This is a genomic window from Fusibacillus kribbianus (assembly GCF_030053595.1).
In the GTDB taxonomy this organism is placed as follows: Bacteria; Bacillota; Clostridia; order Lachnospirales; family Lachnospiraceae; genus Lientehia; species Lientehia kribbiana.
In genome coordinates this window covers 40814-56540 of sequence record NZ_JASGBQ010000019.1, presented here as the reverse complement: position 1 = coordinate 56540, position 15727 = coordinate 40814, and the positions used below count along the sequence as shown (strand labels likewise).

18 protein-coding genes and 1 riboswitch are annotated in these 15727 nt (G+C 51.2%); of the genes, 17 read left to right on the top strand and 1 reads right to left on the bottom strand.

The window, feature by feature from the left end; genetic code table 11:
- Positions 1–317 precede the first annotated feature (317 nt).
- The 12 genes from QJ036_RS10210 to QJ036_RS10155 all read left to right on the top strand — a co-directional run bounded on the left by QJ036_RS10210 (position 318) and on the right by QJ036_RS10155 (position 11001).
- Positions 318–632 (top strand): PadR family transcriptional regulator, encoded by a 315-nt coding sequence (locus QJ036_RS10210; RefSeq protein WP_283231288.1) that lies wholly within the window; start codon positions 318–320, stop codon positions 630–632.
- Positions 633–634: 2 nt separating this feature from the next.
- Positions 635–1387, top strand: a complete 753-nt coding sequence (locus QJ036_RS10205; RefSeq protein WP_283231287.1) for a DUF1700 domain-containing protein — start codon at positions 635–637, stop codon at positions 1385–1387.
- On the top strand, positions 1384–2145 hold the full coding sequence (locus QJ036_RS10200; protein ID WP_283231286.1) for a hypothetical protein: 762 nt from the start codon (positions 1384–1386) through the stop codon (positions 2143–2145). The genes QJ036_RS10205 and QJ036_RS10200 overlap by 4 nt, the downstream gene beginning before the upstream one ends.
- 15 nt (positions 2146–2160) lie before the next feature.
- Positions 2161–2352 (top strand): PspC domain-containing protein, encoded by a 192-nt coding sequence (locus tag QJ036_RS10195; protein WP_283231285.1) that lies wholly within the window; start codon positions 2161–2163, stop codon positions 2350–2352.
- Between the two features lie 79 nt (positions 2353–2431).
- Positions 2432–2638, top strand: coding sequence for a small, acid-soluble spore protein, alpha/beta type (locus QJ036_RS10190; protein ID WP_283231284.1), 207 nt, complete (start codon positions 2432–2434; stop codon positions 2636–2638).
- Positions 2639–2722: 84 nt separating this feature from the next.
- The gene (locus tag QJ036_RS10185; protein WP_283231283.1) at positions 2723–3124 is read left to right on the top strand and encodes a CBS domain-containing protein; all 402 of its coding nucleotides are present in this window, start codon (positions 2723–2725) and stop codon (positions 3122–3124) included.
- Positions 3125–3184: 60 nt separating this feature from the next.
- Positions 3185–5752: a hybrid sensor histidine kinase/response regulator gene (locus tag QJ036_RS10180; protein ID WP_283231282.1), complete on the top strand. Its 2568-nt coding sequence runs from the start codon at positions 3185–3187 to the stop codon at positions 5750–5752.
- 65 nt (positions 5753–5817) lie between these two features.
- Positions 5818–5936: riboswitch (FMN riboswitch) on the top strand.
- 206 nt (positions 5937–6142) lie between these two features.
- Positions 6143–6961, top strand: a complete 819-nt coding sequence (locus QJ036_RS10175) for an ECF transporter S component (RefSeq protein ID WP_283231281.1) — start codon at positions 6143–6145, stop codon at positions 6959–6961.
- Positions 6962–7056: 95 nt separating this feature from the next.
- On the top strand, positions 7057–7827 hold the full coding sequence (gene hisA, locus QJ036_RS10170) for a phosphoribosylformimino-5-aminoimidazole carboxamide ribotide isomerase (protein ID WP_283231280.1): 771 nt from the start codon (positions 7057–7059) through the stop codon (positions 7825–7827).
- A gap of 61 nt (positions 7828–7888) precedes the next feature.
- On the top strand, positions 7889–9010 hold the full coding sequence (locus QJ036_RS10165) for an ROK family transcriptional regulator (RefSeq protein ID WP_283231279.1): 1122 nt from the start codon (positions 7889–7891) through the stop codon (positions 9008–9010).
- A 140-nt stretch (positions 9011–9150) separates the two neighbouring features.
- Positions 9151–10209, top strand: a complete 1059-nt coding sequence (locus tag QJ036_RS10160; RefSeq protein ID WP_283231278.1) for an NAD(P)-dependent alcohol dehydrogenase — start codon at positions 9151–9153, stop codon at positions 10207–10209.
- Positions 10210–10233: 24 nt separating this feature from the next.
- Complete coding sequence (locus QJ036_RS10155; RefSeq protein ID WP_283231277.1) at positions 10234–11001, top strand: SDR family oxidoreductase; 768 nt, start codon at positions 10234–10236, stop codon at positions 10999–11001.
- A 22-nt stretch (positions 11002–11023) separates the two neighbouring features.
- Here QJ036_RS10155 and QJ036_RS10150 read toward each other — a convergent pair whose 3' ends face one another.
- The gene (locus QJ036_RS10150; RefSeq protein WP_283231276.1) at positions 11024–11458 is read right to left on the bottom strand and encodes a putative ABC transporter permease; all 435 of its coding nucleotides are present in this window, start codon (positions 11456–11458) and stop codon (positions 11024–11026) included.
- A 148-nt stretch (positions 11459–11606) separates the two neighbouring features.
- Between QJ036_RS10150 and QJ036_RS10145 the strand changes: the two genes are divergently transcribed.
- The 5 genes from QJ036_RS10145 (at position 11607) to folK (ending at position 15712) form a co-directional block, all read left to right on the top strand.
- A complete protein-coding gene (locus QJ036_RS10145) occupies positions 11607–12917 on the top strand; it encodes a bifunctional folylpolyglutamate synthase/dihydrofolate synthase (RefSeq protein ID WP_283231275.1) in 1311 nt (436 codons plus the stop codon).
- Positions 12910–13464, top strand: coding sequence for a GTP cyclohydrolase I FolE (folE, locus tag QJ036_RS10140; RefSeq protein WP_283231274.1), 555 nt, complete (start codon positions 12910–12912; stop codon positions 13462–13464). Before QJ036_RS10145 ends, folE begins: the two co-directional genes overlap by 8 nt.
- 111 nt (positions 13465–13575) lie before the next feature.
- A complete protein-coding gene (locus QJ036_RS10135; RefSeq protein WP_283231273.1) occupies positions 13576–14058 on the top strand; it encodes an HD domain-containing protein in 483 nt (160 codons plus the stop codon).
- 4 nt (positions 14059–14062) lie between these two features.
- On the top strand, positions 14063–14875 hold the full coding sequence (gene folP, locus QJ036_RS10130) for a dihydropteroate synthase (RefSeq protein ID WP_283231272.1): 813 nt from the start codon (positions 14063–14065) through the stop codon (positions 14873–14875).
- 18 nt (positions 14876–14893) lie between these two features.
- A complete protein-coding gene (gene folK / locus QJ036_RS10125) occupies positions 14894–15712 on the top strand; it encodes a 2-amino-4-hydroxy-6-hydroxymethyldihydropteridine diphosphokinase (RefSeq protein WP_283231271.1) in 819 nt (272 codons plus the stop codon).
- The last annotated feature ends 15 nt before the right edge of the window (positions 15713–15727 follow it).

The window sequence follows — 15727 nt, the reverse complement described above, 5'->3', positions numbered from 1 at the left end:
GCATAGTATAATTAGTACTGGTATTGTTATTTAGTAGCATAATTAATTATACCAAAAAATCGCTCAGACCTCACGGTCTGGGCGATTTTTCTGTCAGGGGAGTTTTTTTACAGCCCCTTTTTCTTTTTGATAAACGGTTCATTTGACTCTTTTGTTTTTCTTTATGTTTCTTATTGCAAAAAAAAGGCAGGAGTCTCCGTGTCCTTTGGTGTATCGTTATTAAAGATCAAGCAAATATTTGGTTGACAAATAATATTATATAATATATAGTATTAATCATAAAACAATATTATAAAACATTAATAGGAGCGGATAGAATGGTTTTTAACACGGGAGCTGCCCTCCTGGATGCCATCGTACTTTCTGTCGTTTCCAGAGACAAGGAGGGGACCTATGGGTACAGGATTACCCAGGAGGTCCGCGAGGCCATTGATATATCGGAATCGACGCTTTATCCGGTACTTCGCAGGCTTCAGAGGGATGAATGCCTGGAGGTTTACGACATGGAATACGGGGGCAGGAATCGAAGATATTATAAGGTGACACCCAAAGGTGCTGCCCAGCTTATGCTTTACCGAAATGAATGGAAGCGGTATTCGGGGAAAATATCTGCGATTCTGCAGGAGGTGTGAATATGAACAGAGCGGAATATATGAGGGAGCTGGCCTATCTTCTGCAGGATCTGCCTGACGGGGAAAAGGAAGAGGCCCTTCAGTATTATGAGGATTACTTTGACGATGCCGGACCGGAGAAGGAGGCCCAGGTCATCGGTGAGCTGGGAAGCCCGGAGCGGCTGGCAGCCATCATCCGGGAGGGCGCGGGAAACGGCTTTGAGGCGGAATCAGAAGAATATGCGGAATATACGGAAAACGGGTATTGCAATGACCGATACCGGGAGCCACAGTATGAGGTGGTTCCACCGGAGCAGGTAAGGAGAAGCCGGCTGGAAGACAACGGAGGCCGGGAAACAGAGTGGTCAGAGAAGCAGTGCAGACGGCGTCATGGAATCCTGTTCTGGATCTGTGCTGTCATCGGGATGATCTTTCTGCTGCCCTTTCTGATCGGCGGGGCAGCCGTGTTCTTCGGCCTGTCGGTGGTACTCTTTTGTATGGCAGGAGGGGTCATGCTGGCAGTTATTGTTGCGGCTGCGGCTCTGGTGGTGGCCGGTCTCATTCTGGCGGGAGTTGGAATCGGGAAGGTGTTTGCCGTCCCGCTGGCGGGAATGGCGATTTTTGGAGTCGGCCTTATCCTGCTGTCTTTCGGTGTGCTGGCGGTCTGGCTTGCGGTGCTGCTCTGCGGAAAGGCGGTGCCGGGGATTCTGCATATGATCGGTAATTTCCTGAATTTTGTGGGGAGACGGCTGAGAAGGGGAGGTGTCACGGCATGAAGCGGTTTACAAAGATCTGTTTGTGGATGGCCGGGATCCTTCTGGTTTTCGGAATCCTTCTGACAGCGGTGAGCTGGGCTCTGGGCTTTCGGGGCTGGCATCCCCTGCAGCGGGGCAAACTTCAGCTGGAGGAGGTGTACCAGCCTGTGACGGGCGAGATCCGAAGACTGGAGGTTGATGTGGAGGCAGGAAGCCTTTTTGTGGAAGCGGGTGAGGAATTTGCTGTCACAGCTGTTACCACAGGCAGGAAGATAAAGAGTACGGTGAAAAACGGAACCTGGTGTCTGGAAGCTGACCGGGACGGCGTTTCCGATGGCGAAAGCGTGTACGGAGGCGTTTACGTGGATAATGAAGGAATATATTTCGGTTCCGGTATCGGTGAGGTGCACATAACGGTTCCGCGCGGTGTCTGTCTGGAATCGGTGGAGATTGAGGTGGACGGCGGAGCAGTGGAAATCGAGCACATCACCTGCAGGAGAATGGAGATCGATGTGTCGGCCGGATCGGCAGAATTTTCCGCGGATGTGAAGGAAGGGCTTTATGTGGACTGCAGCGCCGGCGGTGTCACGGGAATACTGGACGGAAAGGAGCAGGATTTTCGCGTGGAGGCGGACTGCAGTGCAGGCGGTGTGACCGTAGGTTCCAGAGAGGTCGGAGGCCTGGTCTCCCACAATCTGTCCGGTGAGCAGTCGGGAACAAAGGACATGCAGCTGACCTGCAGTGCAGGCGGTATTGATATCACATTTACAGAGGAATGAAAAGGAGGAAGCGTTATGGAACCGAAGCGTTTATACAGATCAGGAAGGGACAAGATGTTTTTGGGCGTGTGCGGAGGCATCGGAGAATATTTCAATATTGATCCGACCATTATCCGTGTGGTCTGGGCTGTTTTCGGCTGTACCGGTGCCGGGATCATCGCCTACTTTGTGGCGGCACTGATCATGCCGCAGAATCCCAACGACTAGAATATGGAACGTGAATATTTTCTGTAAAACCGGCGATGCTCTAAGTAGCCCCACAGGGGAGAAAGGAGCATCGTTTGTTATGGGAAAAAAGAAGGAGAAGCCGATCGATCTGAAAAACATGACGCCGGAGGAGAAGCTGAAGCTGGAAATTGCCGATGAAATCGGAGTTTACGACAAGGTGATCAAGAACGGCTGGAGGTCCCTGTCGGCCAAAGAATCCGGAAGAATAGGAGGAATGATGACCAGGCGGAAAAGAGAGCTTTCCAAAACGGAAACAAACTCTTAAGCTTTTCTAAAATTCCGCGGAACCTCTGGAATGTCGGGAGAAAATATGGTATTCTTTGTGTAAGAAATAACAAAGGAGAAGGCTATGAACATATTATTTTTCCTGACTCCAAAGAGTGAGGTGGAGTTTGTCTATGAGGATTATTCTCTTCGGCAGACGATAGAAAAGATGGAACAGTACCGGTATTCGGAAGTGCCAATCATCAACAGGGAAGGCCGGTATGTGGGAACCATTACCGAGGGAGATCTGCTCTGGTATGTGAAGGATGAGTGCGATCTGAACCTCAGGAAAGCCGAAAATGTGAAAATCGCCGGTATCAGGCGTAAGAGAAAAACTATGGCGGTGTCCGTCAATGCAAGGATGGAGGATCTGATGGAGAAGGTCCTCAACCAGAATTTCGTTCCGGTGGTGGATGATAACGATATTTTCATCGGAATTGTAAAACGGAAGGATATCATTCATTACTGCTACAGTCATATGGCATGAAGCGAGGATGCAGGGGAACCGGAGCACTTACCGGTTCCTTTTTTTGTGTGCGGAATCCTTGTGAGCTTCTCCATATTTTTTCACGATAATGAAAAGCAGGTGGAGGAGACGAATCTTCATTATCTGGAACGGGATTCCGACAGCCTGGCCCAGCAGCTTGATGTGAAGTTCCAGGATTCTCTGGATTATCTGAAAAATATGGCTTTTATTTTTGAGGATTCCACCATAGAAGAACTTGATGAAATGCAGAGTCTCTTTGAGACGATGTCAAAGGATGCACCCTTTGACGAAGCATATTTTATATATTCGGATGGAAATACCTGGGACCTTTTCGGGGAAAAGGTCGATTTGTCGGAACGGGAGTATTTTAAGGAGGCAATGAAGGGGAAAGAAGGAATATCGGAGCCTTTCATGTCTCCGCTGATAAGCCGGGAGATTTTCATCTGCTACGTGCCGGTGAGAAGTGAGAACGGGATTCAGGCAGTATTATCCGGTATTTATTACAGGGAGACGCTGGAGGCGCTTCTTCAGTCTGCTTATCTGGGAGATGGTGGCTACGCCGGCCTTGTTGCCGCAGATGGGTGTATTCTGGCAGGCAGCAATACCGGGCTCAACGGAAAGGATCTCTTTGAAGGATTGGAAGCGCGGCAGATCATCGGAGATACTTCTTTGGAGGAGGCAAGGGCGGATATGAAAGCCGGTCGGGCCGGCCTGTTATCCTATGAGGGAGCTGTCGCTTCGTCGTTGGTCATGTACAGGCCTTTGTCACAGAATTCCTGGTATCTGGTCCAGAATCTTCCGTCGTCAGTCCTCAATGACATGGAATCTGCAGTGAGCAAATCGGCTGTTTCTCTGGCGATTGGATTGACAGTAAGCTTTGTTGCTCTGTTTGCAGGCATTTATCTGTGGCTTCGCATGCGTCACAGCGATCTCTATGTGGAAAATCAGAGGGTGAAGGCCATTGTCGACGCTTCCTACAGCCTCATTTTTGAATTTGATCAGTCAGGAGAGGCGGTGGCGTGGTACGGCGATGCCGGAAAAGTTTTCGATATCGAGAACGGTGCCCTGACGGAATATATCCATCCGGAGGATCTGACACTGTTCACGGAACAGATGAAAGAGCTTAAGGAAGGAAAATTGGGAGAACGGGAGCTTCGGATCCGTACCCGGGAAAGAATTTACCACTGGTGCGGCAGCCGTCTGATTGCCATGCGGAATCCCGGCGGAAAACTTATCCGTATCCTGGGAATCATCCGGGATATTGACGATCACAAGCAAAAGGAACTGAGCCTGGCTGATGAGCGCGATCTGTTTGCGGAAGCCATTCATATGCTGGGAGACACGTATTATAAAATACTGGTGCTGAATCTGGAAACCGGACGATACCGTTTTATCCGGAAGGAATATGCAGAGGCACCGGAGATCCGGAAGGCGAGACAGGAGTATTCCTCCTGTGATTCCTACAGCTTCTGGTATGACAGGATGGCGGAAAGCATGATCCATCCCGATTATCTGGATGCTTTTGAGAAAAAGCTTTCTCTGGACAGCATTCGAAAAAGCGTCGCTGACAATACGGACCGCCATTCGGTGATCTATAAGCGGCGCGGACCTGTGGAAGGAGAATACAAATGGGCGCAGACGGAATGGATCCCCTGCGAGGGTGGTGAAGAGGTGATCCTTTATGTCAAGGACATTACGGATGAGCGGATCGCCGAGGAAAATCACAGACGCGAGCTGGAGCGTGCCTTTGAGGAGGTTAAGCGGGCAAACCGTGTGAAGACAGAATTCCTGGAACATATTTCCCATGACCTGAGGACGCCGATGAATGCCATTATGGGCATGAACGAAATGACTTACCGTGCGGCACAGGAGAAGGATTTTGACAAGATTTCTTATTATACCGGGCGGGTCCGGTTAACTGCCGAATATCTGACCCTTCTTCTGGCGGATCTGGTGGATGTATCCCATATGCAGAAGCTTGGCCTGGAACTGGTCTGTGAGAGCTTTGATATGGGGATCCTTCTGATTGCATGCCGCGAGTTCTTCCAGTATGTGTCCAAGGAGAAGCATGTCAGCTTCCGGACAGAAGGCTGTCTATCCGGTATGTATGTGGGCGATTACCGACGCCTCAAGCAGCTGGTGTTCAATCTGATCGAGAATGCGGTGAAATTCAATAAACCGGGGGGAAGCGTTCTTCTGCGTGTTCGTACAGAAGCTGAAACGGATTGCAGAGATCGGTTTTTCTTTGAAATTAAAGATACGGGGATCGGTATGGATGAGGAGCAGCTTGGAAAGCTGTTTCAGCCCTTTGACCGCGGTGAGCATATTGTATCGGAAACCTTTGCCGGTACCGGGCTGGGTCTTTTCATTGCCAAGAATATCGTAGATGCCATGGGAGGAGAGATTCAGGTGATCCTGACGGATATTATGATGCCGGAGATGGATGGGTATGCACTGGCGGAGAGGATCCGGGAGCTTTCACGAAAGGATTCAGGGACTGTGCGTATTGTTGCTCTGACGGCTTCATCTGTGACGGTCACTGAGGAAAAGGTCCTCGCCTGCGGCATCAATGAGATTCTCGACAAACCCTTTGATGTGAAAAAGTTCAATCAGTTGATCAGAGGATAAGCTTACGGAAAAAACAGTTGCGTTTCTGTTGGCTGCGTGCTATACTTGCTTTTGTAAAAATAATAAAGGTTCTTCGGGGCGGGGTGAAAGTCCCCACTGGCGGTATAGTCCGCGAACTGCTTCTGGCAGCCGATCCGGTTGGATTCCGGAACCAACAGTATAGTCTGGATGAAAGAAGAATGTGTGGCCGTGCAATGGGACGGAGGGAGCTTCTTAGGATCCTTTCAGACCCGGCAGAAAAGGCGCAGCGGAAACAGAAGTTCATCCCCGAATACATCGTATTCGGGGATTTTTATATATTCCGTCAAAAGCCGCTCAGTCATGCATCCTCCTATGAAGAGCTTCGCTTCCTGCGGAGCTTTTGCTTGGAAGAACGGTCAGGAGGAAAAAATGAAAAGAGAAAAGCTGCTTACTGTGAAAAATCTGGTGATCATTGCGGTGCTGTCCGCCGTGGCAGCGGTACTGATGTACCTGGAATTCCCGCTGTGGTTTGCACCGCCTTTCTATGAACTGGATTTCAGCGAGGTTCCCGTTCTGGTTGGAGCATTCTCCATGGGACCGGCTGCCGGTTTTGTCATCGAGGCGCTGAAGATTGTTTTAAAGCTTCTTTTGAAGGGCTCCAGTACCATGGGGGTCGGCGACTGGGCCAATCTGCTCATCGGCTGTGCTCTGGTGATCCCGGCTTCCATGATTTATGCAAAGAACAGAACAAAAAAGGGCGCCATTTTAGGCCTTTGTGTCGGAACGGTCACCATGGCGATCGTGGGTTGCTTCCTCAATGCTTATGTACTGCTGCCCACCTATGCACAGGCCTTTGAAGGAGCATGGCATGGCTTCCTGGTCATGGGATTTTTCACGGCAGCCGTTGCATTTCCCATCTTCTTTTTTTACGGGAGAGAAAAGGGAAACCATCCGATCCTGATCGGAATGGCAGTGGAGATCGTGATCCTGGCGGCGGCAGTGATTCTCATGAATGTGCTCCATCTCTTTGACGGAGAGAGTCTGGCGGGGCTGATCGGCATGGGAACAGCTGTCAATCCGGCCATCACCGGAATCTGGAGCTTTGTGTTGCTGGCAGTGCTCCCCTTCAACCTGTTAAAGGGAGCCATCGTTTCACTCATAACTGTTTTGATTTATAAGAGGATCCATGTTATAATGAAGCAGGCCGGCGATTCCGGAAAGGTGACCGGAAAAGCAAAGAGCGTGTGAGAGATCTTTAGCGGAAGCTTTTAACAGGAATCAGGCCGGAGAGGAATACTCCTTTCCGGCCTGATTTTATAAAAAGGAAAGGCAGGGAGAGAGACATGAAATTCAGGCCTTGTATTGATATTCATAATGGAAAGGTGAAGCAGATCGTGGGAGGAAGCCTCAGAGATGAGGGCGATCATGCCAGAGAAAATTTTGTGTCCGGCCAGGATGCACGGTTTTATGCAGAGCTTTACAAAAAGGATGGCCTGAAGGGCGGACATGTAATTCTTCTGAATCCTGCTGGCTCGCCCTATTACGAAGCGACAAGAGAGCAGGCGGCCAGAGCCCTCCGGGCCTATCCCGGCGGACTGCAGCTGGGGGGCGGCGTCAATGACCAGAATGCGGGAGAATTTCTTGACATGGGAGCCGCCCATGTGATCGTGACCTCCTTTGTTTTTCGGGACGGCAGCTTCCATGAGGAGAATTTAAAAAAACTGATCAGGGCGGTCGGTAAGGAACGTCTGGTGCTGGATCTGAGCTGCAGGCGCAGGGACGGAGCCTATTGGGTCGTCACAGACCGCTGGCAGAAATTTACCGGGATCCCGGTAAATGAGAAAACTCTTTCCGAATTTGCTTCTTACTGCAGCGAGTTTCTGATCCACGCCGTGGACGTGGAGGGAAAGGCCTCCGGCGTGGAAGAAGAGCTTCTGGAGCTTCTGGGCAGGTTCACGGATATTCCCGTGACCTATGCCGGAGGTGTGGCAGATGATCTGGATCTGGAGAAGGTGAGAAGGCTGGGAAGAGGACATGTGGATGTGACCGTGGGAAGCGCACTGGATCTCTTCGGCGGAACACTTTCCTATGACAGACTTCGGGAGCTTTCCTGAGGAGCAGAATCAGACAGACTGAATTACAGCAAAGGGGAAGGGTAAGGAGCGAAAAGCAGCAATGGAACAGAAGGTGACGAACGCCGAGACAAAACGGCTGAATAAGATAAAAATTGCAAAGTATATTTATGAGCACAGGGAGGCCTCCAAGCAGGAGATCGCGGCGGCTCTCGGCTTTTCCATGCCAACGGTGCTCCAGAGGGTGAAGGAACTGCTCGCGGAGGGGATCATCACAGAGGCCGGGGAGTATGAATCCACCGGGGGCCGGAAGGCGAAGGTGCTGACGGTAGCGTCGGACAGCCATTTTGCAGTGGGGCTTGACATCACAAGGAATCACGTAAGCTTTGTGCTTCTTGATATCGGTGGGCGGGTTCGGCAGAAAAAACGGATCCGGTGTGCCTTTTCGGATACGGAGGGGTATTATCGGGGACTGGGAGAGCTGCTCCGCCTGTTTTTGGAAAAATGTCCCGTGAAGGAGGAAAGGATTCTGGGAGTCGGGATATCCATTCCCGGCATCGTGGACGAGGAACGGCGGAAAATGTCCCGTTCCCATGTCCTGGGGCTGGAAAATTTCGATCTTGACCGGTTTTCTGAATTTATTCCCTGGAGGACCAGCTTCCGAAACGATGCCAACAGCGCGGCCTACGCAGAGCTTCGGGGCACCGGCCGGAACACCATTTATCTTTCCTTAAGCAACACGGTGGGCGGAGCGATCTATATGGACGGGGCCATTTATAAAGGTATGCATTTTCGGAGTGCAGAGTTTGGACACATGATCCTGATGCCGGAGGGGCGGCCGTGTTACTGCGGAAAAAAAGGATGCATGGACGCTTACTGCTCGGCAGGAGTTTTGTCAAAATGGGCGGGAGACGACCTGGACCGCTTCTTCACAGGCCTGGAAGAAGGGAAACCTGTATGCGGCGCTGTGTGGAAGGAATATCTGGATTATCTGGCCATCGCCATTACCAATCTCAGGATGGCCTTTGACTGCGATGTGATCCTGGGCGGTTATGTGGGCGGCTACATGGATCGGTATATGGAGGTACTGGAGGATAAGATCGCCGGATACCGGATCTTTGATCTGGACAGAAACTATGTGCGGACAGGAAAATACAAGCATGAGGCGGCTGCCATCGGCGCCGGCATCCGTTTTGTGGAGGAATATTTTGATGGGCTTTCGTAAAAAATCTGCAAAAATAATTGGGTAATATTGCCGTCAGGTATTGACATTTGGACCGCGGCGTGGGATAATATAGTTACTTAATTAAAAGGCTTTATAAAAGTTTAATCAAGTTGGTATCCACAGGTTGAGGAGGGTAAGCCATGGAAGGCAAAATGAAAGTAGCAGTCATGGAAGGTATCGGAAAGATGGGATTTACAGAGAGGGAGATCCCTACTCCGAAGGACAATGAAGTGCTTGTAAAGCTGGATTATGTAGGAATCTGCGGTTCTGATATCCATTATTATGAGACAGGCCGCATCGGTGACTATATTGTAGAACCGCCCTTTGTGCTGGGACATGAGCCCGGCGGTGTGGTTGTAGAGGTTGGCAAGGATGTGACCCATCTGAAGGTGGGCGACAAGGTTGCTCTGGAGCCGGGGAAAACCTGCGGTCATTGCGAGTTCTGCAGAGAGGGTAAATACAATCTCTGCCCCGATGTTGTGTTCTTTGCAACACCGCCTGTTGACGGTGTATTCCAGGAGTATGTGGCTCATGAGGCAGATCTGTGCTTTAAGCTTCCTGAAAACGTGAGCACGCTGGAGGGCGCGCTGATCGAGCCCCTGGCTGTAGGCTTCCACGCAGCAAGACAGGGCGGTGCTCAGGCTGGTATGACTGCCGTTGTGACAGGCTCCGGCTGCATCGGACTGGTATCTATGATGGCCTGCAAGGCTATGGGTGTTTCAAAGGTTTATGTGGTTGATATTATGGAGAAGCGTCTGGAGAAGGCCATGGAGCTGGGCGCTACCGGTGTGATCAACAGCAAAGAGGTCAATATGGTGGATGAGGTGATGCGCCTCACCGGCGGCAAGGGCGCAGATCTTGTCATCGAGACAGCCGGCACCGAGATCACCACAAGACAGGCGATCCAGTGCACCAAGAAGGGTGCTACCATCGTTCTGGTAGGCTATTCCAAGAGCGGCGAGCTGACGCTTCCCATCAGCCTGGCACTTGATAAGGAACTGACCTTCAAGACGGTGTTCCGTTATCGTCATATTTATCCGTTGGCCATTGAGGCTGTTGCAGCAGGCAAGGTAAATCTGAAGGGAATCGTCACCGATATCTTTGATCTGGACGATGCACAGAGAGCCATGGACGACAGCATCAACAAGAAAGCAGAAATTGTTAAGGGCGTTATCCGAATCAACAAGGACGCCGAATAATAAAGAAAGAAAAGGAGAAAGATCATGAGCTATTTAGACGAGGTATTTGGATTATCCGGAAAAGTTGCAATCGTAACCGGCGGCGGCCGCGGCATCGGCCAGGTGGTTGCACAGGGTCTGGCGAAGGCAGGCGCTGAGGTTGTGATCATCGCAAGAAGCAATGCAGATGAGACCATTGAGAAGATCACTGCAGAAGGCGGAAAGTGCTATTTTGTACGCGCTGACGTTACCAAGGAAGCCGATGTTGACGCAGCTCTGGCTGAGATCATGAAGAAGTCCGGCCACATCGACGTTGTATTCAACAATGCAGGTATCTGCAAGCATCAGTCCACCTTTGAAGCTACCATCGATGACTGGAGAGAGGTTATTGATGTAAACCTGACCGGTGAGTACATCATGGCACGTGCAGTGGCCAAGATCATGGTGGACAACGGCATCAAGGGAAGCATCATTAACATGGCTTCCATGTCCGGTACTATTGCAAATATTCCTCAGTGGCAGTGCTCCTACAATGCTTCCAAGGCAGGCGTTATGCATATGACCCGTTCTCTGGCTCTTGAGTGGGCTGAGTACGGCATCCGCGTAAACAGCTTAAGCCCGGGATACATTGCAACTCCCATGTCCGTAGACACTCCTCAGGAGCTGAAGGACGCATGGACTCCTCTGATGCCTATGCATCGTATGGGAACTCCCGAAGAGCTCGTTCCCGCAGTTCTCTACCTGGCAAGCTCTGCTTCCGGCTACACCACCGGCAGCGACATCATCGTAGACGGCGCTTATACCTGTTTCTAAGCTTATTTTTCAAATATACCCTTCATGGAGTGCATCGGTTTTCCGGTGCACTTCTTTCTTTTTCCGTACAGTGTTCAAAATAGAGACCGAGGGCAAACCAGAAAGGGGCAAAGTCCAGTCGGATAAGGCCGTCCACATTGAACCGCGCCTTGCTGTAATCCCAGGGACATCGCCCGATTTTTCGAAGAAGCCAGCCGGTACAGTATTCCGTGAGGAAAATAAGGCCGGTATAAAAGCTGCCCCGACAGAGAGTGCTGTTCTGAAAGCGGGGACTCAGGCGGCAGAGTCTCCTCTTGAGGGGACCGATGGCTGCGGCCATGCCGTAAATGGGGAACATATACAGAGAGGTTTTTCCCATGAGCCGCTTGTCATGGTCCCTCGTACGGGCAATCAGGCTGCTGTAGAAGAGCTCGGCGGTCCAGCCTGCCAGACCGCATTTGATAAAATTGTTTTCCATAATAACAGTATGGGAAATTCTTCCCGTAAATATGCTGAAAAATTCACAGTTTTGTTTCGGAGAGGTTGATTTTAACGGGAAACGTGTTAGTATTATTAGAGATGTGTTTTCTTTTTCACAAAATGATTCCGAAAGGGGACGGAGACAGATGAATTATACAGAGGCGGTGGCTTATATTGATGAGCTTACGCGGGCAAAAAAGATATCCCTTGGACTTTCTACTATGAAGGAGCTTCTTTCCAGGCTGGGAGATCCTCAGGATTCCCTGTCCTTTATTCATATTGCAGGAACAAACGGCAAGGGCTCGACCCTGGCCTTTCTCTCATCGGTATGCCGGGCCGCGGGCTTTCGGGTGGGGCGCTACAATTCGCCCTCTGTGTTTTCCTACTGTGAAAAGATCCAGGTGAACGGCACAGCCATTTCCGAGGCGGATGCGGCAAGGCTTCTTACCAGGGTACGTCAGGTCAGTGAGGAAATGGAAGCGGATGGCCTTTCTCATCCCACAGCCTTTGAGACGGAGACGGCAGTTTCCTTTTTGTATTTTGCGGAACAGGGCTGCGATCTGGTGGCGCTGGAGACCGGCATGGGTGGGGAGACCGATGCCACCAATGTGGTGACGACGACGGTGGTGAGTGTTCTTTCCTCCATCAGTATGGACCATATGCAGTTTCTGGGAAATACCCTGGAGGAGATCGCCAGAGTGAAGGGCGGTATCATAAAACCGGGACGTCCTGTGGTGCTCAGCGGTCAGAGTGAGACGGTCACAAAGGTTATGGAAGAGATCTGCCGGGAGCGCAGATCTTCCCTCACGATATCGGCGCCGGAAAAGGCAAAGGTTCTGAAAGCCGGGACGGACGGCACCGTATTTGATTATGGTGCATTTAAAAATGTGAAAATTCCACTTTTAGGAAAATATCAGATAATTAACGCCTGTACAGCCCTCGAAGTGGTTGAAATTCTTCGCGATTTGGGCTATGATATTGGAGAGAATGCAGTTTATGAAGGGATGGCATCGGTGGTATGGCCGGGGCGTTTTGAAAAGCTTCTGGACAGTCCATTCTTCTTCATTGACGGAGCCCACAATCCGGAGGCGGCGGAGCGTCTTCGTGATTCCATAAACTTGTATTTTACAAACAGACGGATTTTATATATAATGGGGATACTGGCAGACAAGGATTACCGGAGGATCGTGGAGATCACAGCTCCCATGGCGGAGAAGATTTTTACGGTGACTCCGAACAATTCCAGAGCACTTTCTGCGGAGGCTCTCGCTTCCTGTATTGAGGAGCAGGCAGAGACCATCGGATTTTCCGGAACCGTGGAGACAAGGGAGAGTATAGAAAGGGCCGTGAAAGACAGCCTTTCCTGGGCTGGTGAGGATGGCTGCATCATTGCATTCGGCTCACTGTCCTATCTGGGAGAGCTGAAAGCGGCCTTAAAGGAGAACATCCATGATTGATAAAGCAAAAGTTGAAGCAGCCGTTCGCCTTCTTCTGGAGGGAATCGGCGAAGATGTAAACAGAGAGGGACTGATCGGGACGCCGGACCGCATCGCACGGATGTGTGAGGAGATTTACGGGGGAACCGATGAGGAGGTTGCCGTACATCTGTCCAAGACATTTCCTGCAGCGGGGAATGAAATTGTCCTGGAGAAGGACATTGCCCTCTATTCCATGTGTGAGCACCATCTGCTGCCTTTTTACGGAAAGGCTCATGTGGCTTATGTACCCGATGGAAGGGTGGTAGGCCTCAGCAAGCTGGCGCGGACTGTGGAGGCTTTCGCGAGAAGACCTCAGATCCAGGAGCAACTGACCGCTCAGGTGGCAGATGCACTGATGACTTATTTAAAGCCCAAGGGTTCCATGGTGGTCATTGAGGCGGAGCATATGTGTATGACCATGCGGGGAATCAAAAAGCCGGGGGCCAGGACCATGACCTATGTCTGTCGCGGCGTATTTGAAGACAACCCTGCCCTCTGTGATCGTGTGTTTGCCATGATTCGCTGATAAAAGCCCCCGTAGTTCGGGGAGATAGGAAAGCCCTTTTGCCGGGGCGGGGCGAAAGCTCCGGAGCCTGGCGGAGGGCTGTTTTTCACGGAAAGGAAAGGAGAAACGGCCATGGAACGAGTGGACCGGATTATCAAGCACGAAATTTTTATTGGGGAGCTGAAGAAGCTTTCCCGGCTGGAGGCCGACCGGATCTATTGCCGCCATGACATCGATCATCTTCTGAGTGTGGCGCGGGTGGCTTATATTACTGCATTGGAAGAAGAGATTCCGGTGAAAAAGAACAGGATCTATGCGGCGGCGCTGCTCCACGATATCGGCAGGGCTGCTCAGTATGAGACAGGGGTCCCCCATGACCGGGCGGGAGCCCTTCTGGCGGAGCAGATACTCATCGACTGCGGCTTTGACGGGGAAGAGAGGCAGGAGATCCTGGATGCCATATTAAATCACCGCTCCGGTGAGGCGGGAGGAGAATCTGCCCTCGGAAAGCTGATCTGCGTGGCGGATAAAAAGTCAAGGGCCTGCTTTGCCTGCCGGGCCCAGGACACCTGCAACTGGCCCATGGAACAGAAAAATTATCATGTGAAGAGGTAAGAATATGAAAATTGGAAACAGAGAATTTGAGATGGGAGCCCATACCTATGTCATGGGAATTCTCAATGTGACGCCGGATTCCTTTTCAGACGGCGGAAAATGGAATAATCTTGATGCAGCCCTTAAGCATACGGAGGAGATGGTGAGGGACGGTGCCGATATCATTGATATCGGAGGAGAATCCACAAGACCCGGCTATGGCTCCATCCTTCCCGACGAGGAGGAGATCGCCCGCGTCATGCCTGTGATCGAAGCCGTAAGGGAACGGTTTGACGTGCCTCTTTCCATTGATACCTACAAAAGCGGTGTGGCTGAGGCAGCGGTGAAGGCCGGAGTCCATCTGGTCAATGATATCTGGGGCTGCAAATACGATGAAAAAATTGCTGATGTGATCGCAAAGTATCAGGTGCCCTGCTGTCTGATGCACAACAGAAAGGAGCCCTCCTACAACAATTATCTGGAGGAGGTAAAGGAGGATCTGAAGGAATCCGTTGCCATTGCAAAGAGAGCGGGAGTGACTGATGGTCAGATCATCCTGGATCCGGGTATTGGATTTGGAAAAACCTATGAACATAATCTGATCCTGATGAATCATCTGGAGATTCTGAACGAGCTGGGATATCCTGTCCTTTTGGGCACCTCCAGAAAATCCATGATCGGTCTGACGCTGGACCTTCCGGCCACGGATCGGGTGGAGGGGACACTGGCAACGACCGTCATGGGAGTTATGAAGGGCTGTGCCTTTGTGCGTGTCCATGATGTGAAGGAGAATGTGCGGGTCATCAGGATGACCGAGGCCATTCTTCGGGCAGAGTAAAACAGGAAGGAACAGATTATGGACAGGATAAGGATTCAGAATCTGGAGGTTTTCGCCAACCATGGGGTATTTCCGGAGGAGACAAGGCTGGGACAGAAGTTTCTGGTGAGCGCGGAACTTCTTGTGGATACCCGGGCAGCGGGAAAAAGTGATGAACTGGACCAGTCTATCCACTATGGGATGGTGGCGCAGGAAATCACCTCCTATATGAAGACACATACAAGAAAGCTGATCGAGGCAGCAGCCGAGGATCTGGCAGAGCATCTGCTGCTTACCTATCCTCTCATGAAGGGGATCGTTCTGGAGATCAAAAAACCCTGGGCTCCTGTGGGACTTCCGCTGGAGACTGTATCCGTCTGCATTGAGCGGCGGTGGCACAAGGCCTATGTGGCCTTCGGCTCCAATATGGGGGATAAAAGAGCACATGTGGAGGCTGGGATCCGGGTGCTGAGAGAGGAGCCGGGGATCCGTCTCGGACGAATTTCCGATATGATCGTCACAGAGCCCTACGGCGGCGTGGATCAGGACGATTTTCTGAACGGCTGTCTGGAACTGGAGACGCTTCTGACCCCTCATGAACTTCTGGAGGTACTGCATAAGGCGGAGCAGCAGGAGAAACGGGAACGGCTGATCCACTGGGGTCCCAGAACACTGGATCTGGATCTTCTGTTCTACGACGACGAAATACTGGAGTCTCCGGAGCTGGTGGTGCCGCATCCCGAGATCGAGAAGCGGACCTTTGTGCTGGAACCGCTGGCGCAGATCGCTCCCTGGAAGGTGCATCCTGTCCTTAAGAAGCGGATAAAGACGCTGCTTGAGGAGCTTGAAAATAAATAAAGGACGGAAAAAGGA